The following is a 14,496-nucleotide window of genomic DNA, read 5'->3' on the forward strand; positions in this document are numbered from 1 at the left end:
ACCGGTTACGCCAGGGATCACTCCTGTTTACCGGTTGAACCGACTGTCTATAATGACATAGTGTCGTCAATTATGGACAAAACGCTTCGCCAGATCGACATCCTGCTTTTCGACGGCCTGAACATCCTGGATGTGGCAGGTCCCGCGCAGGTTTTCAGTTCGGCAAACGAAGACGGCACCGAACGCTACAGGTTGCGCTTCGTTTCCATGGACGGGATGGGGGTCACCTCTTCCTGCGGGCTCAGATTGCAAGTGGACACGACCGCTTCGACAAACGGGCGGCGGGATCTCCTGATACCGGGCGGGACTGGTGTCGATCAAGCGATGCATGACCGGATGATCCTGGATTTTCTTGCAACATGGCCTTCGGAAATGGAGGACAGACGGGTAATCTCGATCTGCTCCGGTGCGCTGGTCCTGGCCAATGCTGGCCTTTTGAATGGCCGGAAAGCCACGACCCACTGGCGGCGCGCCCGACAGGTGCGACGGCAATTTCCTGAGGTGCGCTGGTCTACCGACGAGCTGTATCACATCGACGGCAATGTGATGACGTCCGCAGGCGTGGCCTCAGGCATCGATCTGGCGCTGGAGATCATCAAGAGGGACCATGGTGGAGCCCTGGCTCTTGCCGTTGCCCGCGAGTTGGTCGTCTATCTGAAAAGAGCCGGTGGCCAAACCCAGTTCGCTGACTTGCTTGAAGCGCAGTTTTCCGGCGACCGCGAACTTGGCCGGCTGCTTGACGCCTTGCAGGACAATCCCGGACGCGACTGGACACTGGAGTTGATGGCTGAGGTTGCCGGTCTGACCCCGAGGACCTTGAGCCGACGGTTTTCCGCAAGCGCGGGGCTAACGCCCGTGAAATATCTGGAACGCTACAGGCTCAAGCGGGCAGCGGATGTCCTGTCAGGCGGTGCGCCGGTGGGAAGCGCTATCCGTGTTTCCGGTTTCTCCGATTTCCAGCAAATGCAGCGGGCGTTCAAGAGGCATCTCAATACCACCGTCGGCGAGTACCGGGAAAAATTCGCGGATAGCTGAAACCCTGTGGCGACAGATCGCGGATGGCACCTGCCGGACATCAGCTGAGATGCCATCCGGAGCGCTGCAACCAGCGCCCCGGATGCAGTTTGCATCAGACGAACAGGTTGACCAGGCTTTCCAGGTATTCCTGCTTGCCGGATTTCGGCTGCGGTTCCAGGTCGGCCTTGTGGACGCGCTCGGCCAATGTCTCGAGCGAGGAACCACCCTTGAGGATGTCGGCGTTTTCCGGCTTCTGCCAGCCGGCATAACGGTCATCGACGAAGCCCTTCAGCCGGCCGTCCTCGATCATGGCTGCCGCGGCCTTCAGTCCGCGAGCAATTGCGTCGGCCGAGCCGACATGCGCCTGGATCAGATCGACCGGGTCGAGTGACTGGCGACGCAGCTTGGCATCGAAGTTGGTGCCGCCGGTGGTGAAGCCGCCCGCCATCAGGATCTCGTAATAGGCGAGCGCCAGTTCCGGCACGTTCATGCCGAAGTGGTCGGTATCCCAGCCGCACTGGTAGTCGTTGCGGTTCATGTCGACGGACCCGAAGATGCCGAGCGAACGGGCCATGTGCAGTTCGTGCTCGAACGAGTGACCGGCCAGGATGGCGTGGCCCTGCTCGATGTTCATCTTGACGTCGTTTTCCAGCCCGTAGGCCTTCAGGAACCCATAGACGGTGGCGACGTCGTAGTCGTACTGGTGCTTGGACGGTTCCTGCGGCTTCGGCTCGATCAGGATCGTGCCCTTGAAGCCGATCTTGTGCTTGTATTCGACCACCATGTTGAGGAAGCGGCCGAACTGGTCCAGCTCCTGTTTGATGTTGGTGTTGAGCAGGGTCTCGTAGCCTTCGCGGCCACCCCAGAGCACATAGTTCTCACCGCCGAGGCGATAGGTGACGTCCATTGCGTTCTTCACCTGTGCGGCGGCATAGGCGAAGACGTCCGGATCCGGATTGGTGGCCGCACCGCCCATGAAGCGGCGGTTGGAGAACATGTTGGCCGTGCCCCAAAGGAGCTTGATGCCGGTGTCGGCCATCTTCTTTTCGAAGATGTCGGCAATCGCGTTCACGTTGGCATTGCTTTCGGCGAGCGTCCGGCCTTCCGGCGCAACGTCGCGGTCATGGAAGGTGAAGAACGGCATGCCCAGGATCTGGAACATCTCGAAGGCAACGTCTGCCTTCAGTTTGGCCTGTTCCATCGGATCGCCGCCAGCCGCCATCCAGGACCGGTTGAAGGTTTCGCCGCCAAACGGATCGGACCCCGGCCAGCAGAAGCTGTGCCAGTAACACACGGCAAGACGCAGATGGTCTTCCATGCGTTTGCCAAGGACGATCTCGTCCTTGTTGTAGTGGCGATAGCTCAGCGGCTCGGTGCTTGCCGGCCCGGTGTATTGGATCGGCTGAAGATCGCCGAAGAACCCAGTGCTCATGTTGTCATCTCCTTGAATATGTTTCCTAAAAGCCGGCTTGCTTGAGCGCCGGATAAAGCTTGTGCCAGCGCTCGTAGCCTTCGGCATATCTTTGTGTGAGGGCCGGCACCGGATCGATGCTGGCCTTGAGGGCCGGCTTGGTGAAAATGCCCTCGGTGCTACCGAGCGCGGCGGCCTGACCGAGCCTTGCCGCGCCAAGCGAGCCGCCGAAGTCGCCATCCACCGGAACGTCGACCGGAACATTGAGCAGGCTGGCGATGATCTCCAGCCAGACTGTGGAGCGAGACCCGCCGCCGACCGCCAGAACGCGTTCGATCCCGGTGCCGGCAACACTGAGCGCTTCCAGGCAGTCCTTGAGCGCAAAGGCGACACCATCCAGCACGGCGTGGCAGAGTTCGGCGTCGTCGGTTCCGTGGGAAATGCCGAAGAAGCCGGCGCGGATGTCGACGTCGTTGTGCGGCGTCCGTTCGCCGCCGAGATAAGGCATGAAGGAAACGGGCGAAGGCCCTTCCACATTGCCGACCAGACCGGTGAGTTCACCCGGATTCCGCTTCAGTACCTTCGCCAGCCAGTTGAGGCTGTCGGTTGCTGAAAGGATCACCCCCATCTGGTGCCAGGTGTCCGGCACGGCATGGCAGAACGCATGAACCGCGCTGTCGACGTTGGGCGAGAAGCGGTCGTTGGTCACGAACAGCACGCCGGAGGTCCCGAGCGAGACAAAGGCCGAGCCCGGATCGACCGCGCCGACACCGCAGGCAGATGCGGCATTGTCGCCGCCGCCGCCGGCCACCACCGGAGCTGCGTCGAAACCCCAGCGGCCACAAAGATCCGCCTTGAGTGTGCCCGAGCTTTCGGAGCCTTCGACAAGGCGCGGCATGTTCTCACGAGTGAGGCCCGTGGCGGCCAGAAGCGCGTCGCTCCAGTCGCGTCTGGCGACATCCAGCCAGAGCGTTCCGGCGGCATCCGACATTTCGCCGACGTACTCGTCCGTCAGCTTGAAGCGGACATAGTCCTTGGGCAGCAGAACCATGGTGGTTCTGGCGAAGATTTCCGGCTCGTTCTCGCGCACCCACTGCAGCTTCGGCGCGGTGAAGCCCGGCATCACCCGGTTGCCGCCGAGCGTCAGGAATTTCGGCTCGGCCGCTTCCAGGTCCGAGCATTGCTTGCCCGACCTGCCGTCGTTCCACAGGATGCAGGGGCGCAGCGGCTTACCGGAGGCATCCAGAAGCGTGGCACCGTGCATATGGCCGGACAAGCCGATGCCACGCACTGCAGCCATGGCCTTCGGCGCTTCCGCCTTGAGCGCGTCCAGAACGGTTTCGCAAGCGCGCCACCAGCTGTCCGGGTCCTGTTCCGACCAGCCCGGATGGGGACGCTGGACGGTCAACTCCGCGGTTGCCGATGCGATCAGAGACTGGTCTTCACCAAGAAGAATGGCTTTGACCGAACTGGTACCGATATCGAGGCCGATATACATGAGGTGCGTTCCTCAAAAACAATCAAAAAGAATGCCGATGGCCCGTGACCGGGTGTCGGCATGAGTGTCCACACCGTCCGAACAGGGCCAGGCCATCTGTTCAAACCATGAGGAAGCCCCGCGGGCAAGAGCCCGCGGGTCCCGTCGGTTTATCCGACCACTGTATCGTCCACAAGGGCACCTGGACCCGGGATCGCCCCTTCCGGGCATTTACCCAGGATGATCATGCCAAGCACGTCGTCATCAGTGACGTCGGTCGTGCGGGCGGTGCCGACAAGCTGACCGTTTTTCATGACCGCGATACGGTCGCAAAGCTGGAAAACGTCGTGGATGTCGTGGCTGATCAGGAAGATGCCGAGACCCTGTTTCTTCAGTTCCTGGATGAGTTCAGCCACCATCTGCGTTTCATGCACGCCAAGCGCGGCGGTCGGCTCGTCCATGATCAGGATCTTGGCATTGAAGTAGACCGCGCGGGCAATGGCCACCGACTGGCGCTGACCGCCCGACAGGGCTTTCACCGGCGCATGGAACTTTTTGAAGTTCGGGTTGAGCCGGCCCATGATCTTGCGGGTTTCCGCTTCCATGGCATCATCGTCGACAAAGCCGAGCGGCGAGGTCAGTTCACGGCCGAGGAACAGGTTGGACGCGGCGTCGAGATTGTCCGCCAGAGCAAGCGTCTGGTAGATGGTCTCGATGTTCTGCGCCCGCGCGTCGCGCGGCGAGTGAATGTGCACTTCCTTGCCGTTGATGCGGATTTCGCCGCTGTCGGCCTTGTAGGCACCGGAAAGGATCTTGATCAGGGTCGACTTGCCGGCACCGTTGTGGCCAAGCAGACCCACGACTTCACCCGGATAAAGATCGACAGAGACATGATCCACGGCCTGCACCCCGCCGAAGGAGATGCACATGTCTTTCATTTCTACGAGAGGCGCGTCCATGTCTCAGTCTCCCGTGCGCTTGCGATAGATGATGTCGACGAGGACGGCGATGACGAGCACCGTGCCCACGACAATGTTCTGCAGCGGGGCGTCGACGCCGACCATGGCCATGCCCGACTGCAATGACTGCATGATCAGCGCGCCCAGGATGGCGCCGTAGATCGTGCCGACGCCGCCGGCAAGCGCGGTGCCGCCGATCACTGCCGCGGCAATGACCCGGAGTTCGTCCAGCGTGCCGATGTCGTTGGTCGAAAAACCGAGGCGTGCGGCCGCGACAGCGGCTGCGAGCGCGCTGAGGCCGCCCATGATGGCAAATACCTTGACGGTCAGGAACCTGGTGTTGATGCCGGAGAGCTCCGCGGCATCCGGGTTGCCGCCGGTTGCGAAGATGTAGCGTCCGAGACGGGTGCGGCGTGCGACGATGGTCATGACGACGGCAACCACGATCAGGAGCAGCACCGAGTAGGGAATGCCGTAGCCCATGACCAGGCCTTCCGGCATGGTTTCGCCCCGGGCCTCGAAGATCCGCTCAAGACGGGCCGTGGGAATGTCATAGGCATTCAGCACCCAGACGAACCCGAGAATTGCCCCGGTCGTGATGACACCCATGGTGACTTCCGCCCAGCCGGGTTTGACCGGGAACCCATGCGCAGCCTTGCGGCGGCGCGAGGAGACCTGCATCCACAGCGCAACGGCGACGGCCAGAACGCCAAAGATCCACGACCCCGTTTCGCCCATGGTGCCGCCGATACCGCCGATCATGGTGAAGGTTTCATCGAGCGGGCCGATCGTCTGACCGGAGGTGATGAACCAGGCAACGTTGCGCCAGACCAGGAGGCCGCCGAGCGTCACGATGAAGGCCGGAATGCCGAGATAACCGACCATCCAGCCCTGGAAGGCACCGATCAGCACACCAACAACCACACCGGCCAGAATGGCCAGGATCCAGATAGCCGGATTGCCGAGACCGAGCAGCGGCGGCAGGACATCGGTCTGGACAACCGCCATGACCGCCGCGACCGTCGCCAGAACGGAGCCGACAGACAGATCGATGTGGCGGGTGACGATAACAAACACCATGCCGGTGGCCATGATGGCAACGGACACGGTCTGGATCGTCAGGTTGAAGATGTTGCGCGGCGTCAGGAACCGGCCATCCGTAATCACATTGAACACCAGGCACAGGACGATGAACGCCCCGATCATGCCGAGAAGCCGTGTGTCCAGCTGCAATGCGGCAAACAAGTTTCGTGCTGTCGGGCTTTTGGGCCCTGACAGTGCGGTGTCAGACATAGAGGTTACTCCTGCTTGGAGACCATTACGCTTACGCATCGGGTGGCCCATCCCGGGGAGCGGCTTTCGCAGCAGCTGTCCCTGTTATTACGGCCCCGGTTAACAGTAACCGGGGCCGTACATTAAGCGTAGTGTTATTAGTTACAGGGAGCCGGGCCGTTCTCGACGCCCTGGCACAGATCATCCTTGGAGATCCAGCCTGCATCGACGACCGCGGTCAGGTTGTCCTTGGTGACCGGGAGCGGTGCCAGGAACTTGGCGGTCAGCTCGGTGCCGGACGGAGACGTCCAGGCAGCTGCGCCATCGACGCCGGACATGTCGGTGCCACTGGCCAGGCTGACGGCAATTTCACCGGCGGCCTTGCCGAGTTCGCGAGCGTCCTTCCAGACGGAAACCGTCTGCGTGCCCTTTGCAACGCGGTTCAGAGCGGCATGGTCGCCGTCCTGACCGGACACCGGAATGCCGTCCATGCCCTGTGCGGTCAGAGCGGCCACGACACCGCCGGCCGTACCGTCGTTGGAGGCAACAACCGCGTCGACCTTGTTGTCGTTGGCGGTCAGGATCTGTTCCATGTTGCGCTGTGCGTTCGCCGGCAGCCAGCCGTCGGTGTAGGCTTCGCCAACGATCGTGATGTCACCCGCATCGATTGCGGACTGCAGGACTTCCTGCTGACCACCGCGGAGGAAGTCCGCGTTCGGGTCGGTCGGGGAGCCCTTGATCATGACGTAGTTGCCCTTCGGCGCGGCAGCCAGAACGGCGCGAGCCTGCATGCGGCCAACTTCAACGTTGTCGAAGGTCAGGTAGAAGGCGCGCGGATCATCGATCAGGCGGTCGTAGCCGACAACCGGGATGCCTTCGTCGGCAGCGGCCTGCACGGCCGGGCCGATTGCCTGGGAATCCTGCGCCAGGATGATGAGGGCGGTCGCGCCTTGTGCGATCAGCGCCTCAACGTCGGAAAGCTGTTTTGCGGACGAGCTCTGCGCGTCGGCGGAAATGTAAGTCGCGCCGGCTGCCTCAAGGGCGCCCTTGATGGCGGCTTCGTCAGTCTTCCAGCGTTCTTCCTGGAAGTTGGACCAGCTCACGCCGACAATGACGTCTTCTGCGTGGGCCAGGTTCAGTGCGGTCGCGGACAGCAGGGCGCCCGCCAGCAAAGTGGTGATTTTACGCATTGCGATGTTTCCTCCAGTTGGCGCATCCCACGTCGGACGGATGTGCCTGAAATGCGTCAGTGTCGAAGCGCCTTTTCGAGGCGCCTTCAGAAAGGACAGCCTTATTGTTATTTTTTTTGGTGCCCGAAAAAAAGTTGCAGGAAAGCGCTGCTCCTGTCAACATGGTTTTGCAAAACACTGTTCCGCGGGGTTTGACACGCCCGGTGAGAAGCAGGAAAACCGGGAGAAACCCGGGACAGAGGAAACACCTTGGGAAGAGCTGAGCGAGCATGACACGCAAGGCGGACCGGGATCAGATCCGGCGGCAAAACAGAAGTATTGTTCTACAGGCCCTGCGCCGGAACGGCCCCATGGCGCGGATAGATCTCGGCCAGATGACACGGCTGAGTCCCGCGACGGTGACGGCCATCACCTCCGATCTTCTGGACCAGGGATTGATCCTGAGCCTGGAGAGCGAGGAGCCCAAAACACCCCAGGCGCGTGGACGGCCACGCACCCTTTTGAAGCTCAAGCCGGACGCGGTCTATACGGTTGGCGTCCGTCTGTCGGTCAACAACATCGACCTGTCGCTGGTGAATTTCGCCGGCGAGGTGGTGTGCGACAGGCGCAGCCATTTTGACAGCGCCACAGAAGATGCCGACAGCTTTCCCGAAACCCTGATCAAGGCGATCAGACAGTTCCTTGATGAGGCTGAAATCGGCCCGTCACGGGTTCGGGAAATCGGCGTTGCCGCACAGGGTGTCGTTGAAACGGAAACCGGCGTCGTTGCCTGGAGCCCCGCCTTTGCCGGGCGCAAGATCCCTGTCGTCGGTCCATTGCACGAAGCCTTCGGGGCGGATTGCTACATTTCCAACGACACCAACATGATCACCGAAGCGCTGCACTGGTCGGACCCGAACAAGTACAGCGGGACATTCGCGGTGATCATGCTCGATTACGGTGTCGGCATGGGGCTTTACCTCGACAACCGGCTGTTTTCGGGGGCAAGCGGCACGGCGGCCGAGTTCGGCCATGCCAACCATCTGCCCGGCGGGGCGCTCTGCCGATGCGGCAAGAAAGGCTGCCTTGAGGCGTATCTTTCCGATTACGCGCTGGTGCGGGCTGCCTCGCATCTGCCGGAAAACACCGATCCGGGCACCATCAAGGCGGGCGTCAGCGGCCTTGCCCGGCTGATCGAACTGGCCGGCTCCGGAGACAAGGACGCCTGCAACGCGTTTCACGAGGCCGGCCGGGTTCTGGGCTATGGTCTTGCCCGGGTGATTGCGATGATCGACCCCAAGCGCGTGGTGCTGACCGGCGCTGCCATGCGCGCCTTCTCCTTCATGGAAAAAGGCATGTGGGAAGGGCTGGAAGAGGCTCTCGTTTCCGATCTCAGGAACAATTTCTCCCTGGACGTGATGCCGTGGAATGAGGACTTCATTCGCAGCGGCCTGATCGCCCAGTCGATGGAACGTCTCGACAAGGATTTTCTCGGCAACGCAACTCCGCCCTCTGGCCGCATAGCGCGGGTCGACCGCAAGGAGGCGACAGCATGACAGGCAAATCCCGGTTCGCGGTCTCTGCTCTCGTCCTCGGCATCACCCTGCCTGCATCGGCGCTTGCCGATCCCGCACCCTGGAGCGAACGGGCCATCAAGGAAGACGTCGATATCGACGCCCTGGCGCAATCGGGCGAAGATGCCATCACCGTGCTGCAGCCGCTTGGAGAAGAGCTGTTCAAGGCCAAGTTCACCACGCTGGATGGCGCAGGCCGGCCGGACGCGACGCGGGCTATCGTGCCGACAAAAGTGCGCCGCAAGGCACCGCAGGCCTTCCAGCGTCTTGCAGGAATGGACGCCAATTCCTGTTCTTCCTGCCACAACGAGCCTGTGATCGGCGGTTCCGGTGCGTTCACAGCAAACGTGTTCGTGTCCGAAGGCTTCGAAAGCGCCGACTTCGACACAACGGATCCCCAGTTTTCCAACGAGCGCAATACGGTCGCGCTTCAGGGAGCCGGGCTGATCGAATTGCTTGCCCGGGAAATGACCACGGACCTGCGCAGCCAGCGGACGGATCTGCTGGCCCGGGTGCGGAAAAGCGGTCAGGAAGAAACCGTCAGTCTGGAAACAAAGGGCGTCTCCTTCGGCAAGTTGACCGCCTTTCCCGATGGGACACTGGACGTTTCCCGTCTCGAGGGTATCGACGACGATCTGACCTTGCGGCCTTTCAGCCAGAAGGGTGTCTTTGCCTCGCTTCGTCAGTTCAGCGTGAACGCCACCAACGATCATCATGGCATACAGGCGGTCGAGCGGTTCGGCGCCGAGTGGACAGGATCGGACGACTTCGACGGTGACGGCCATACAGGCGAAATTTCGCCGGGTCAGATCTCGGCGCTGGTCGCTTTCCAGGCAACCCTTCCCGCACCCACCCGAAAACAGGATCTGCCGGATGTCTGGCAGCAAGCGGCGGCAAAGGGAGAAGCGCTTTTCGGCACCATCGGCTGCAGCTCATGCCATATTCCCGAATTGCCGCTCGAAAGCCTCATCTTTCAGGATCCCGGCCCGTTCGACACCGCCGGCACCCTGCGCCAGAGCGACGTGAAGGCGCCGCTCGAACTTGACCTCGGCACGCTGGACTGGGTGAAGGCCCTGCCGCGCGATGACCAGGGCCGGGTGCTGGTTCCCCTTTACGGCGACCTGAAGCGCCACACGATTGCCGATGCGGCCAACGACACCTTCGGCAATGAACTGCTGGCCCAACGCTTTGTTGCGCGCGACGTTTTCATCACGTCCGAGCTATGGGGCATCGGCAGCACGGCGCCCTATGGGCACCGGGGCGATATCACGACGCTGGAAGAGGCGATTCTAGCCCATGGCGGCGCTGCTTCCGACAGCCGCAAGGCCTATGCGGGTCTGGCGGAAACCGAGCAGCAGACGATCATCGCCTTCCTGCGCAGCCTGGAGATCGCGGAATGAAGCCTTTCAGCCTTTCCGTGTCCGGTGCGCTGTTGAGCGTAATCCTTGCGGCCCCGGCCCTGGCAGACGACACCCGTCAGGCTTCCGTTGCGCCCGTCCCCTCGTTTGTGGAAGAGGCTTCGGCTGCGGGCATCGAACATTCCTATGACGGTGCATGGGAATTCTTCGTTGGTGGCGGCACCGCGATCTTCGATTGCGATGGCGACCGCAAGCCGGATCTGTTCTTTGCCGGCGGCAAGAACCCAGCGCAACTTTTTCGCAACGAAAGCCGTGTGGCAGGACCGCTGAAATTCACCGCGGTGGAAACCGGCCTCAATGAAAAACAGGCCACCGGCGTGCTCGGCGCCTATCCACTCGACATCAACAACGACGACATCCTGGATCTCGTCGTGCTGCGCCTGGGTGAAAACCTGATCCTGGAAGGCAAGGGCGCCTGTACCTTCGAGGTCGCCAACCGGGCCCTTGGCTTCGACGGCGGCCGTGAATGGAGTACCTCCTTTTCCGCCACCTACGAACCAGGGCTCGATTATCCAACGCTTGCATTCGGCAATTATGTCGATCGTTCTGCCCCCGGTTCGCCCTGGGGCACCTGTCACGACAACTTCCTGTTCCGGCCGGAAAAGACGGAGGACGGCAGCCCGCTCTACGCGGAAGCAACGCGCCTGTCGCCGGGATACTGCAGCTTGTCGATGCTGTTCACCGACTGGAACCGCTCCGGCGAACCTGCACTCAGGATCTCGAACGACCGGCAATATTACCGCGGTGGCGAGGAGCAGCTCTGGGCCGTTGCGCCCGGCAGACCGCCTCGCCCCTATCGCAAGTCCGATGGCTGGCAACACTTGAAGATCTGGGGCATGGGCATTGCGTCCATCGACCTGGATGTGGACGGTTTTCCAGAGTATGCGCTCACCAGCATGGGCGACACCAAGCTGCAGAAGCTCGACCCGGAAGCGGACGAGACCGTGCCGGTCTATCAGGACATTGCCTTCGACCTTGGCGTTACCGCGCACCGGCCCTATGCGGGGGAAGACCTGAAACCGTCAACCGGATGGCATTCCGAGTTTCAGGACGTCAACAATGACGGGCTCTGGGATCTCTTCATAGCCAAGGGCAACGTGGAAGCCATGCCCGACTTCGCGGCCTATGACCCGGACAATCTCTTGCTCGGCCAATGGGACGGCCGCTTTGTGGAAACCGGCGATACGGCCGGGATCGCACTGAACCGGCGCGGACGCGGGGCGGGTCTGGCGGATTTCAACGCGGACGGACTGGTGGATCTGGTTGTCGTCAACCGCTCCGGACCGGTGAGCCTGTTCCGGAACGTTGGCCAGGGGACTTCAGAAGAACCGAAACAGCTCGGCAACTGGCTGGCTGTGGACGTGCGCCAGCCGGGCAAACCCAACTCCCGCGCAGTGGGTGCCAAGATCAGCGTGAAGACGGGCAACCGGACCGTGGTGAAGGACATCCAGGTGGGGGCTGGCCATGCCTCCGGCCAGATGGGCTTCGTTCACTTCGGCCTGGGTGTGGCGGAACGTGCCAACGTGCGTATTAAATGGCCGGACGGCGACTGGAGCCACGGCTACCGGGTCTTTGCCAACGGTCACGTGATCATTGAACGGGGTGCGGAAAAGGCAAAGCTCTGGTATCCGGAGTAGCCCCCGGCAAGGTACCTTTCCGGCACTGAATAACTGGTTCGCGAGGCCATCGTAAACTCAGAAAAGCTGCATTTTTTCAATGACTTTCCGGCTCTTTTGCCGGAACATGCAGGACAAGATGCAATTTCTGGAGAACCTGCGCTCATGGCCGGTCCAACCGACAAGAAATCCTTCAATCCTCCTTCCGTTCGAACACCCTTCGGGCAGTATAATCATGGCCTTTACGTGCCGCCCGGCGCCAGCCTGCTGGTGACCTCCGGCCAGCTCGGCATCCGGCCGGACGATACGATTCCGCCGGACGTGACCGGCCAGTCCGAAATCTGTTTCGAGGCCATCGCCGCCATCCTGAAGGAAGCGGAGATGAGCTTTGACGACGTCATCCGCATTTCCGGTTTCGTTACCCGGCGGGAAGATTTCGCGGACTATATGGCCGTTCGCGACCGCTACACCGGAACGCTGAAACCGGTCTCGACCCTTTTGGTGGTTGGTGGCTCACGCGTCCGGAATTTCTGGTGGAAGTGGAAGTGACCGCGGCGAAGGTGTTCTAGCCCAGCCAGCCTGGAGCGGTGTCAGAACCGCTCCATTTCCTTGCCGACCTTCTCCAGAAAGGCACCGGTCGAGGCCGGGGTGCAGTTGTTCATGTCGTAATGGGCGAGATATTTCACCGGTGCGCCAATCTTGATCTGTGCCCGGATGACCCGATTGACCACCTTGCGCGGTGGATCGCCAACCAGAAACGCCCGCCACCGGCTGCCGCCATAGGTCATGACGGCCGCCATCTTGCGGATATGGCGCAAGGTCGGTGTCAAGGTGCCGTCTTCCAGATGAAACGAAACGCCCGGCAGCCAGACACGGTCGAAGTAACCTTTCAGCATCGCGGGAAAACCGAAGTTCCAGACCGGCGTGCAGATGACCAGACCTTCCGCCGCCAGCAAGCGCTCGCAGTAATTGTCGACCAGTTCCCGGTTGTCGGGAACCGTGTGATAGATGTCCCTGTCGCGTGCGGAGAGGACCGGGTCGAACCCTTCCTCATAGAGATTGCAGCCGTCGACCTCATGCCCGGCCTTGGCCAGGCTTTCACAGGTCTTGTGATAGAGCGCCCGGCCGAAACTGTGCTCCTGCGGGTGGGAATGGAGAACCAGTACGCGCATCTGATCAGGCCTCGGCAAAGGCCTGAAGGCCCGGGAAAAGATAGTTCTGGCCGGAATTGAAGTCGAAGTCCGGATTGTCCCAGGCGATCATCTTGCCCGGATTGAGCAATCCCTCCGGGTCTGTCTCCTTCTTGAAGGCGAGCTGGACCTGGTCGGTCTGTTTCATGCCGCCTTCTTCAAGGGTGTAGCGATGCGGGTTGAACACCCGGCAGCCGTTTTCCTCGTGCAGCCGGATGATCTCGTCCAGCCGTTCTTCCGTCGTGTAGCGGATCAGGGGAAGGCCGGAGCATTGGACCTGACCATCGAACCGCAGGAACTCCAGGTGTCCGAAGATCTCGCCCGGGAACATTTCGGTGGTCTTGCGCACAAGCTCCACGTGGTTCGGGCCCGGATATTGCGTCTGCAGATAGGTGAAAGAACTGTCGAATTTCAGCGCCCGCAGCGTCGTGTGGTTCCAGGCAAGTTCATAGACATGCGGAATGCCCTTCATGCTTTCCACTTCGTCCGACCGGAAGCGCACTTTGCCCTTCATCCGTTCCGCAAGCGCAAGCATTGCCGACATGGAGTGCGGCGCCACCATCAACACGGTGACCGCCTCGCCTTCCTTCAGCCAGGGCTTGTGCCGCGTGAAGAAATCGAACGGAATGGGTGCCGCAATCGGGGCGACTTCCTTCAGCAGAATACCGTTGCTGCGCGCCAGCTTGTCGGAAAAGACGACCGCATCCATGAAGGTTTCATGGCCGACGATCACGTCCACCCAGTCATGGGCCGTCGTCAGCGGCATTTCGACTTCGGTGATGATACCGTTGGTGCCATAGGCATGACTGACCTTCTGCAGGTCCCAGGTGGACAGCTCGATCACCCTGGGTTCGGCTTCCATGGTGACGATACGCAGGCGCAGGATGTTGCCGAGGTCGCGCAGGCCGCCCCAATGAACCGAACCGACACCGCCGGAGCCACCGGCGATGAAGCCGCCGATGGTCGCGGTTTGCGCGGTTGAAGGATGGAAGCGCAGTTCCTGGCCCGAATGTTCCTTTGTAATCTTGTCGAGCTTGGCAATGACGATGCCAGGTCCGCAGACGACCCGGCCCGGTGCGATCTCCTTGACCTCGTCCATCTTCGACATATCGAGCACGATGCCGCCGGACAGCGGCATCGCCTGGCCATAGTTGCCCGTGCCCGCACCACGCGGCGTGACCGGCACACCGTGGGCGAATGCCGTTTTCAGAACCTTTATGACTTCGGCTTCATTTTTCGGCGAGACCAGAAGGTCTCCGGTGACGTTGTCGAGCTGGGCCTTGAGGACCGGCGAATACCAGTAGAAGTCACGGCTCTTCGCCTGAACCAGACGCGGATTGTCCTCAACCGCGATGCCATCAAGTTCGGCCTTGATTGTCTCGTAATCGGCCAT

Annotated in this window: 11 protein-coding genes and 1 pseudogene; 5 read left to right on the forward strand and 7 right to left on the reverse strand. The window is 61.4% G+C overall.

What is annotated here, in order from left to right; genetic code table 11:
• Positions 1 to 72: 72 nt before the first annotated feature.
• Positions 73 to 1,035, forward strand: coding sequence for a DJ-1/PfpI family protein (locus tag FIV03_RS04735; RefSeq protein WP_152508840.1), 963 nt, complete (start codon positions 73 to 75; stop codon positions 1,033 to 1,035).
• Between the two features lie 94 nt (positions 1,036 to 1,129).
• Here FIV03_RS04735 and xylA read toward each other — a convergent pair whose 3' ends face one another.
• The 5 genes from xylA to xylF form a co-directional block, all read right to left on the reverse strand.
• Positions 1,130 to 2,449, reverse strand: a complete 1,320-nt coding sequence (xylA, locus tag FIV03_RS04740) for a xylose isomerase (RefSeq protein ID WP_062491089.1) — start codon at positions 2,447 to 2,449, stop codon at positions 1,130 to 1,132.
• Positions 2,450 to 2,474: 25 nt separating this feature from the next.
• Positions 2,475 to 3,926, reverse strand: a complete 1,452-nt coding sequence (xylB, locus tag FIV03_RS04745) for a xylulokinase (protein ID WP_152508841.1) — start codon at positions 3,924 to 3,926, stop codon at positions 2,475 to 2,477.
• Between the two features lie 149 nt (positions 3,927 to 4,075).
• Entirely contained in the window at positions 4,076 to 4,843 is a 768-nt protein-coding gene (locus FIV03_RS04750) for an ATP-binding cassette domain-containing protein (RefSeq protein WP_006939086.1), read from the reverse strand.
• A 24-nt stretch (positions 4,844 to 4,867) separates the two neighbouring features.
• Entirely contained in the window at positions 4,868 to 6,157 is a 1,290-nt protein-coding gene (locus FIV03_RS04755) for a sugar ABC transporter permease (protein ID WP_152508842.1), read from the reverse strand.
• Between the two features lie 137 nt (positions 6,158 to 6,294).
• Entirely contained in the window at positions 6,295 to 7,326 is a 1,032-nt protein-coding gene (xylF, locus tag FIV03_RS04760) for a D-xylose ABC transporter substrate-binding protein (RefSeq protein WP_173013774.1), read from the reverse strand.
• Between the two features lie 350 nt (positions 7,327 to 7,676).
• On the opposite strand from xylF, the gene FIV03_RS04765 reads away from it, so the two are divergent.
• The 4 genes and pseudogenes from FIV03_RS04765 (at position 7,677) to FIV03_RS04780 (ending at position 12,482) form a co-directional block, all read left to right on the forward strand.
• Entirely contained in the window at positions 7,677 to 8,861 is a 1,185-nt protein-coding gene (locus FIV03_RS04765) for an ROK family protein (RefSeq protein ID WP_209009855.1), read from the forward strand.
• Complete coding sequence (locus FIV03_RS04770) at positions 8,858 to 10,279, forward strand: di-heme oxidoredictase family protein (RefSeq protein ID WP_152508844.1); 1,422 nt, start codon at positions 8,858 to 8,860, stop codon at positions 10,277 to 10,279. Before FIV03_RS04765 ends, FIV03_RS04770 begins: the two co-directional genes overlap by 4 nt.
• Positions 10,276 to 11,934 (forward strand): CRTAC1 family protein, encoded by a 1,659-nt coding sequence (locus FIV03_RS04775; protein WP_152508845.1) that lies wholly within the window; start codon positions 10,276 to 10,278, stop codon positions 11,932 to 11,934. The genes FIV03_RS04770 and FIV03_RS04775 overlap by 4 nt, the downstream gene beginning before the upstream one ends.
• Before the next feature lie 144 nt (positions 11,935 to 12,078).
• Positions 12,079 to 12,482: pseudogene (locus FIV03_RS04780) on the forward strand (RidA family protein).
• 21 nt (positions 12,483 to 12,503) lie between these two features.
• Here FIV03_RS04780 and FIV03_RS04785 read toward each other — a convergent pair.
• The gene (locus tag FIV03_RS04785; protein ID WP_022999255.1) at positions 12,504 to 13,085 is read right to left on the reverse strand and encodes an NAD(P)H-dependent oxidoreductase; all 582 of its coding nucleotides are present in this window, start codon (positions 13,083 to 13,085) and stop codon (positions 12,504 to 12,506) included.
• A 4-nt stretch (positions 13,086 to 13,089) separates the two neighbouring features.
• A complete protein-coding gene (locus FIV03_RS04790; protein ID WP_152508846.1) occupies positions 13,090 to 14,496 on the reverse strand; it encodes an FAD-binding oxidoreductase in 1,407 nt (468 codons plus the stop codon).

It is taken from the genome of Labrenzia sp. THAF187b (assembly GCF_009363375.1).
Lineage (GTDB): Bacteria > Pseudomonadota > Alphaproteobacteria > Rhizobiales > Stappiaceae > Roseibium > Roseibium algicola.

Bases quoted from the DNA above. Each gene is read 5' to 3' on its own strand.
- FIV03_RS04735 (WP_152508840.1), top strand. From the start codon at position 73: ATGGACAAAACGCTTCGCCAGATCGACATCCTGCTTTTCGACGGCCTG.
- xylA (WP_062491089.1), bottom strand. From the start codon at position 2,449: ATGAGCACTGGGTTCTTCGGCGATCTTCAGCCGATCCAATACACCGGG.
- xylB (WP_152508841.1), bottom strand. From the start codon at position 3,926: ATGTATATCGGCCTCGATATCGGTACCAGTTCGGTCAAAGCCATTCTT.
- FIV03_RS04750 (WP_006939086.1), bottom strand. From the start codon at position 4,843: ATGAAAGACATGTGCATCTCCTTCGGCGGGGTGCAGGCCGTGGATCAT.
- FIV03_RS04755 (WP_152508842.1), bottom strand. From the start codon at position 6,157: ATGTCTGACACCGCACTGTCAGGGCCCAAAAGCCCGACAGCACGAAAC.
- xylF (WP_173013774.1), bottom strand. From the start codon at position 7,326: ATGCGTAAAATCACCACTTTGCTGGCGGGCGCCCTGCTGTCCGCGACC.
- FIV03_RS04765 (WP_209009855.1), top strand. From the start codon at position 7,677: ATGGCGCGGATAGATCTCGGCCAGATGACACGGCTGAGTCCCGCGACG.
- FIV03_RS04770 (WP_152508844.1), top strand. From the start codon at position 8,858: ATGACAGGCAAATCCCGGTTCGCGGTCTCTGCTCTCGTCCTCGGCATC.
- FIV03_RS04775 (WP_152508845.1), top strand. From the start codon at position 10,276: ATGAAGCCTTTCAGCCTTTCCGTGTCCGGTGCGCTGTTGAGCGTAATC.
- FIV03_RS04785 (WP_022999255.1), bottom strand. From the start codon at position 13,085: ATGCGCGTACTGGTTCTCCATTCCCACCCGCAGGAGCACAGTTTCGGC.
- FIV03_RS04790 (WP_152508846.1), bottom strand. From the start codon at position 14,496: ATGGCCGATTACGAGACAATCAAGGCCGAACTTGATGGCATCGCGGTT.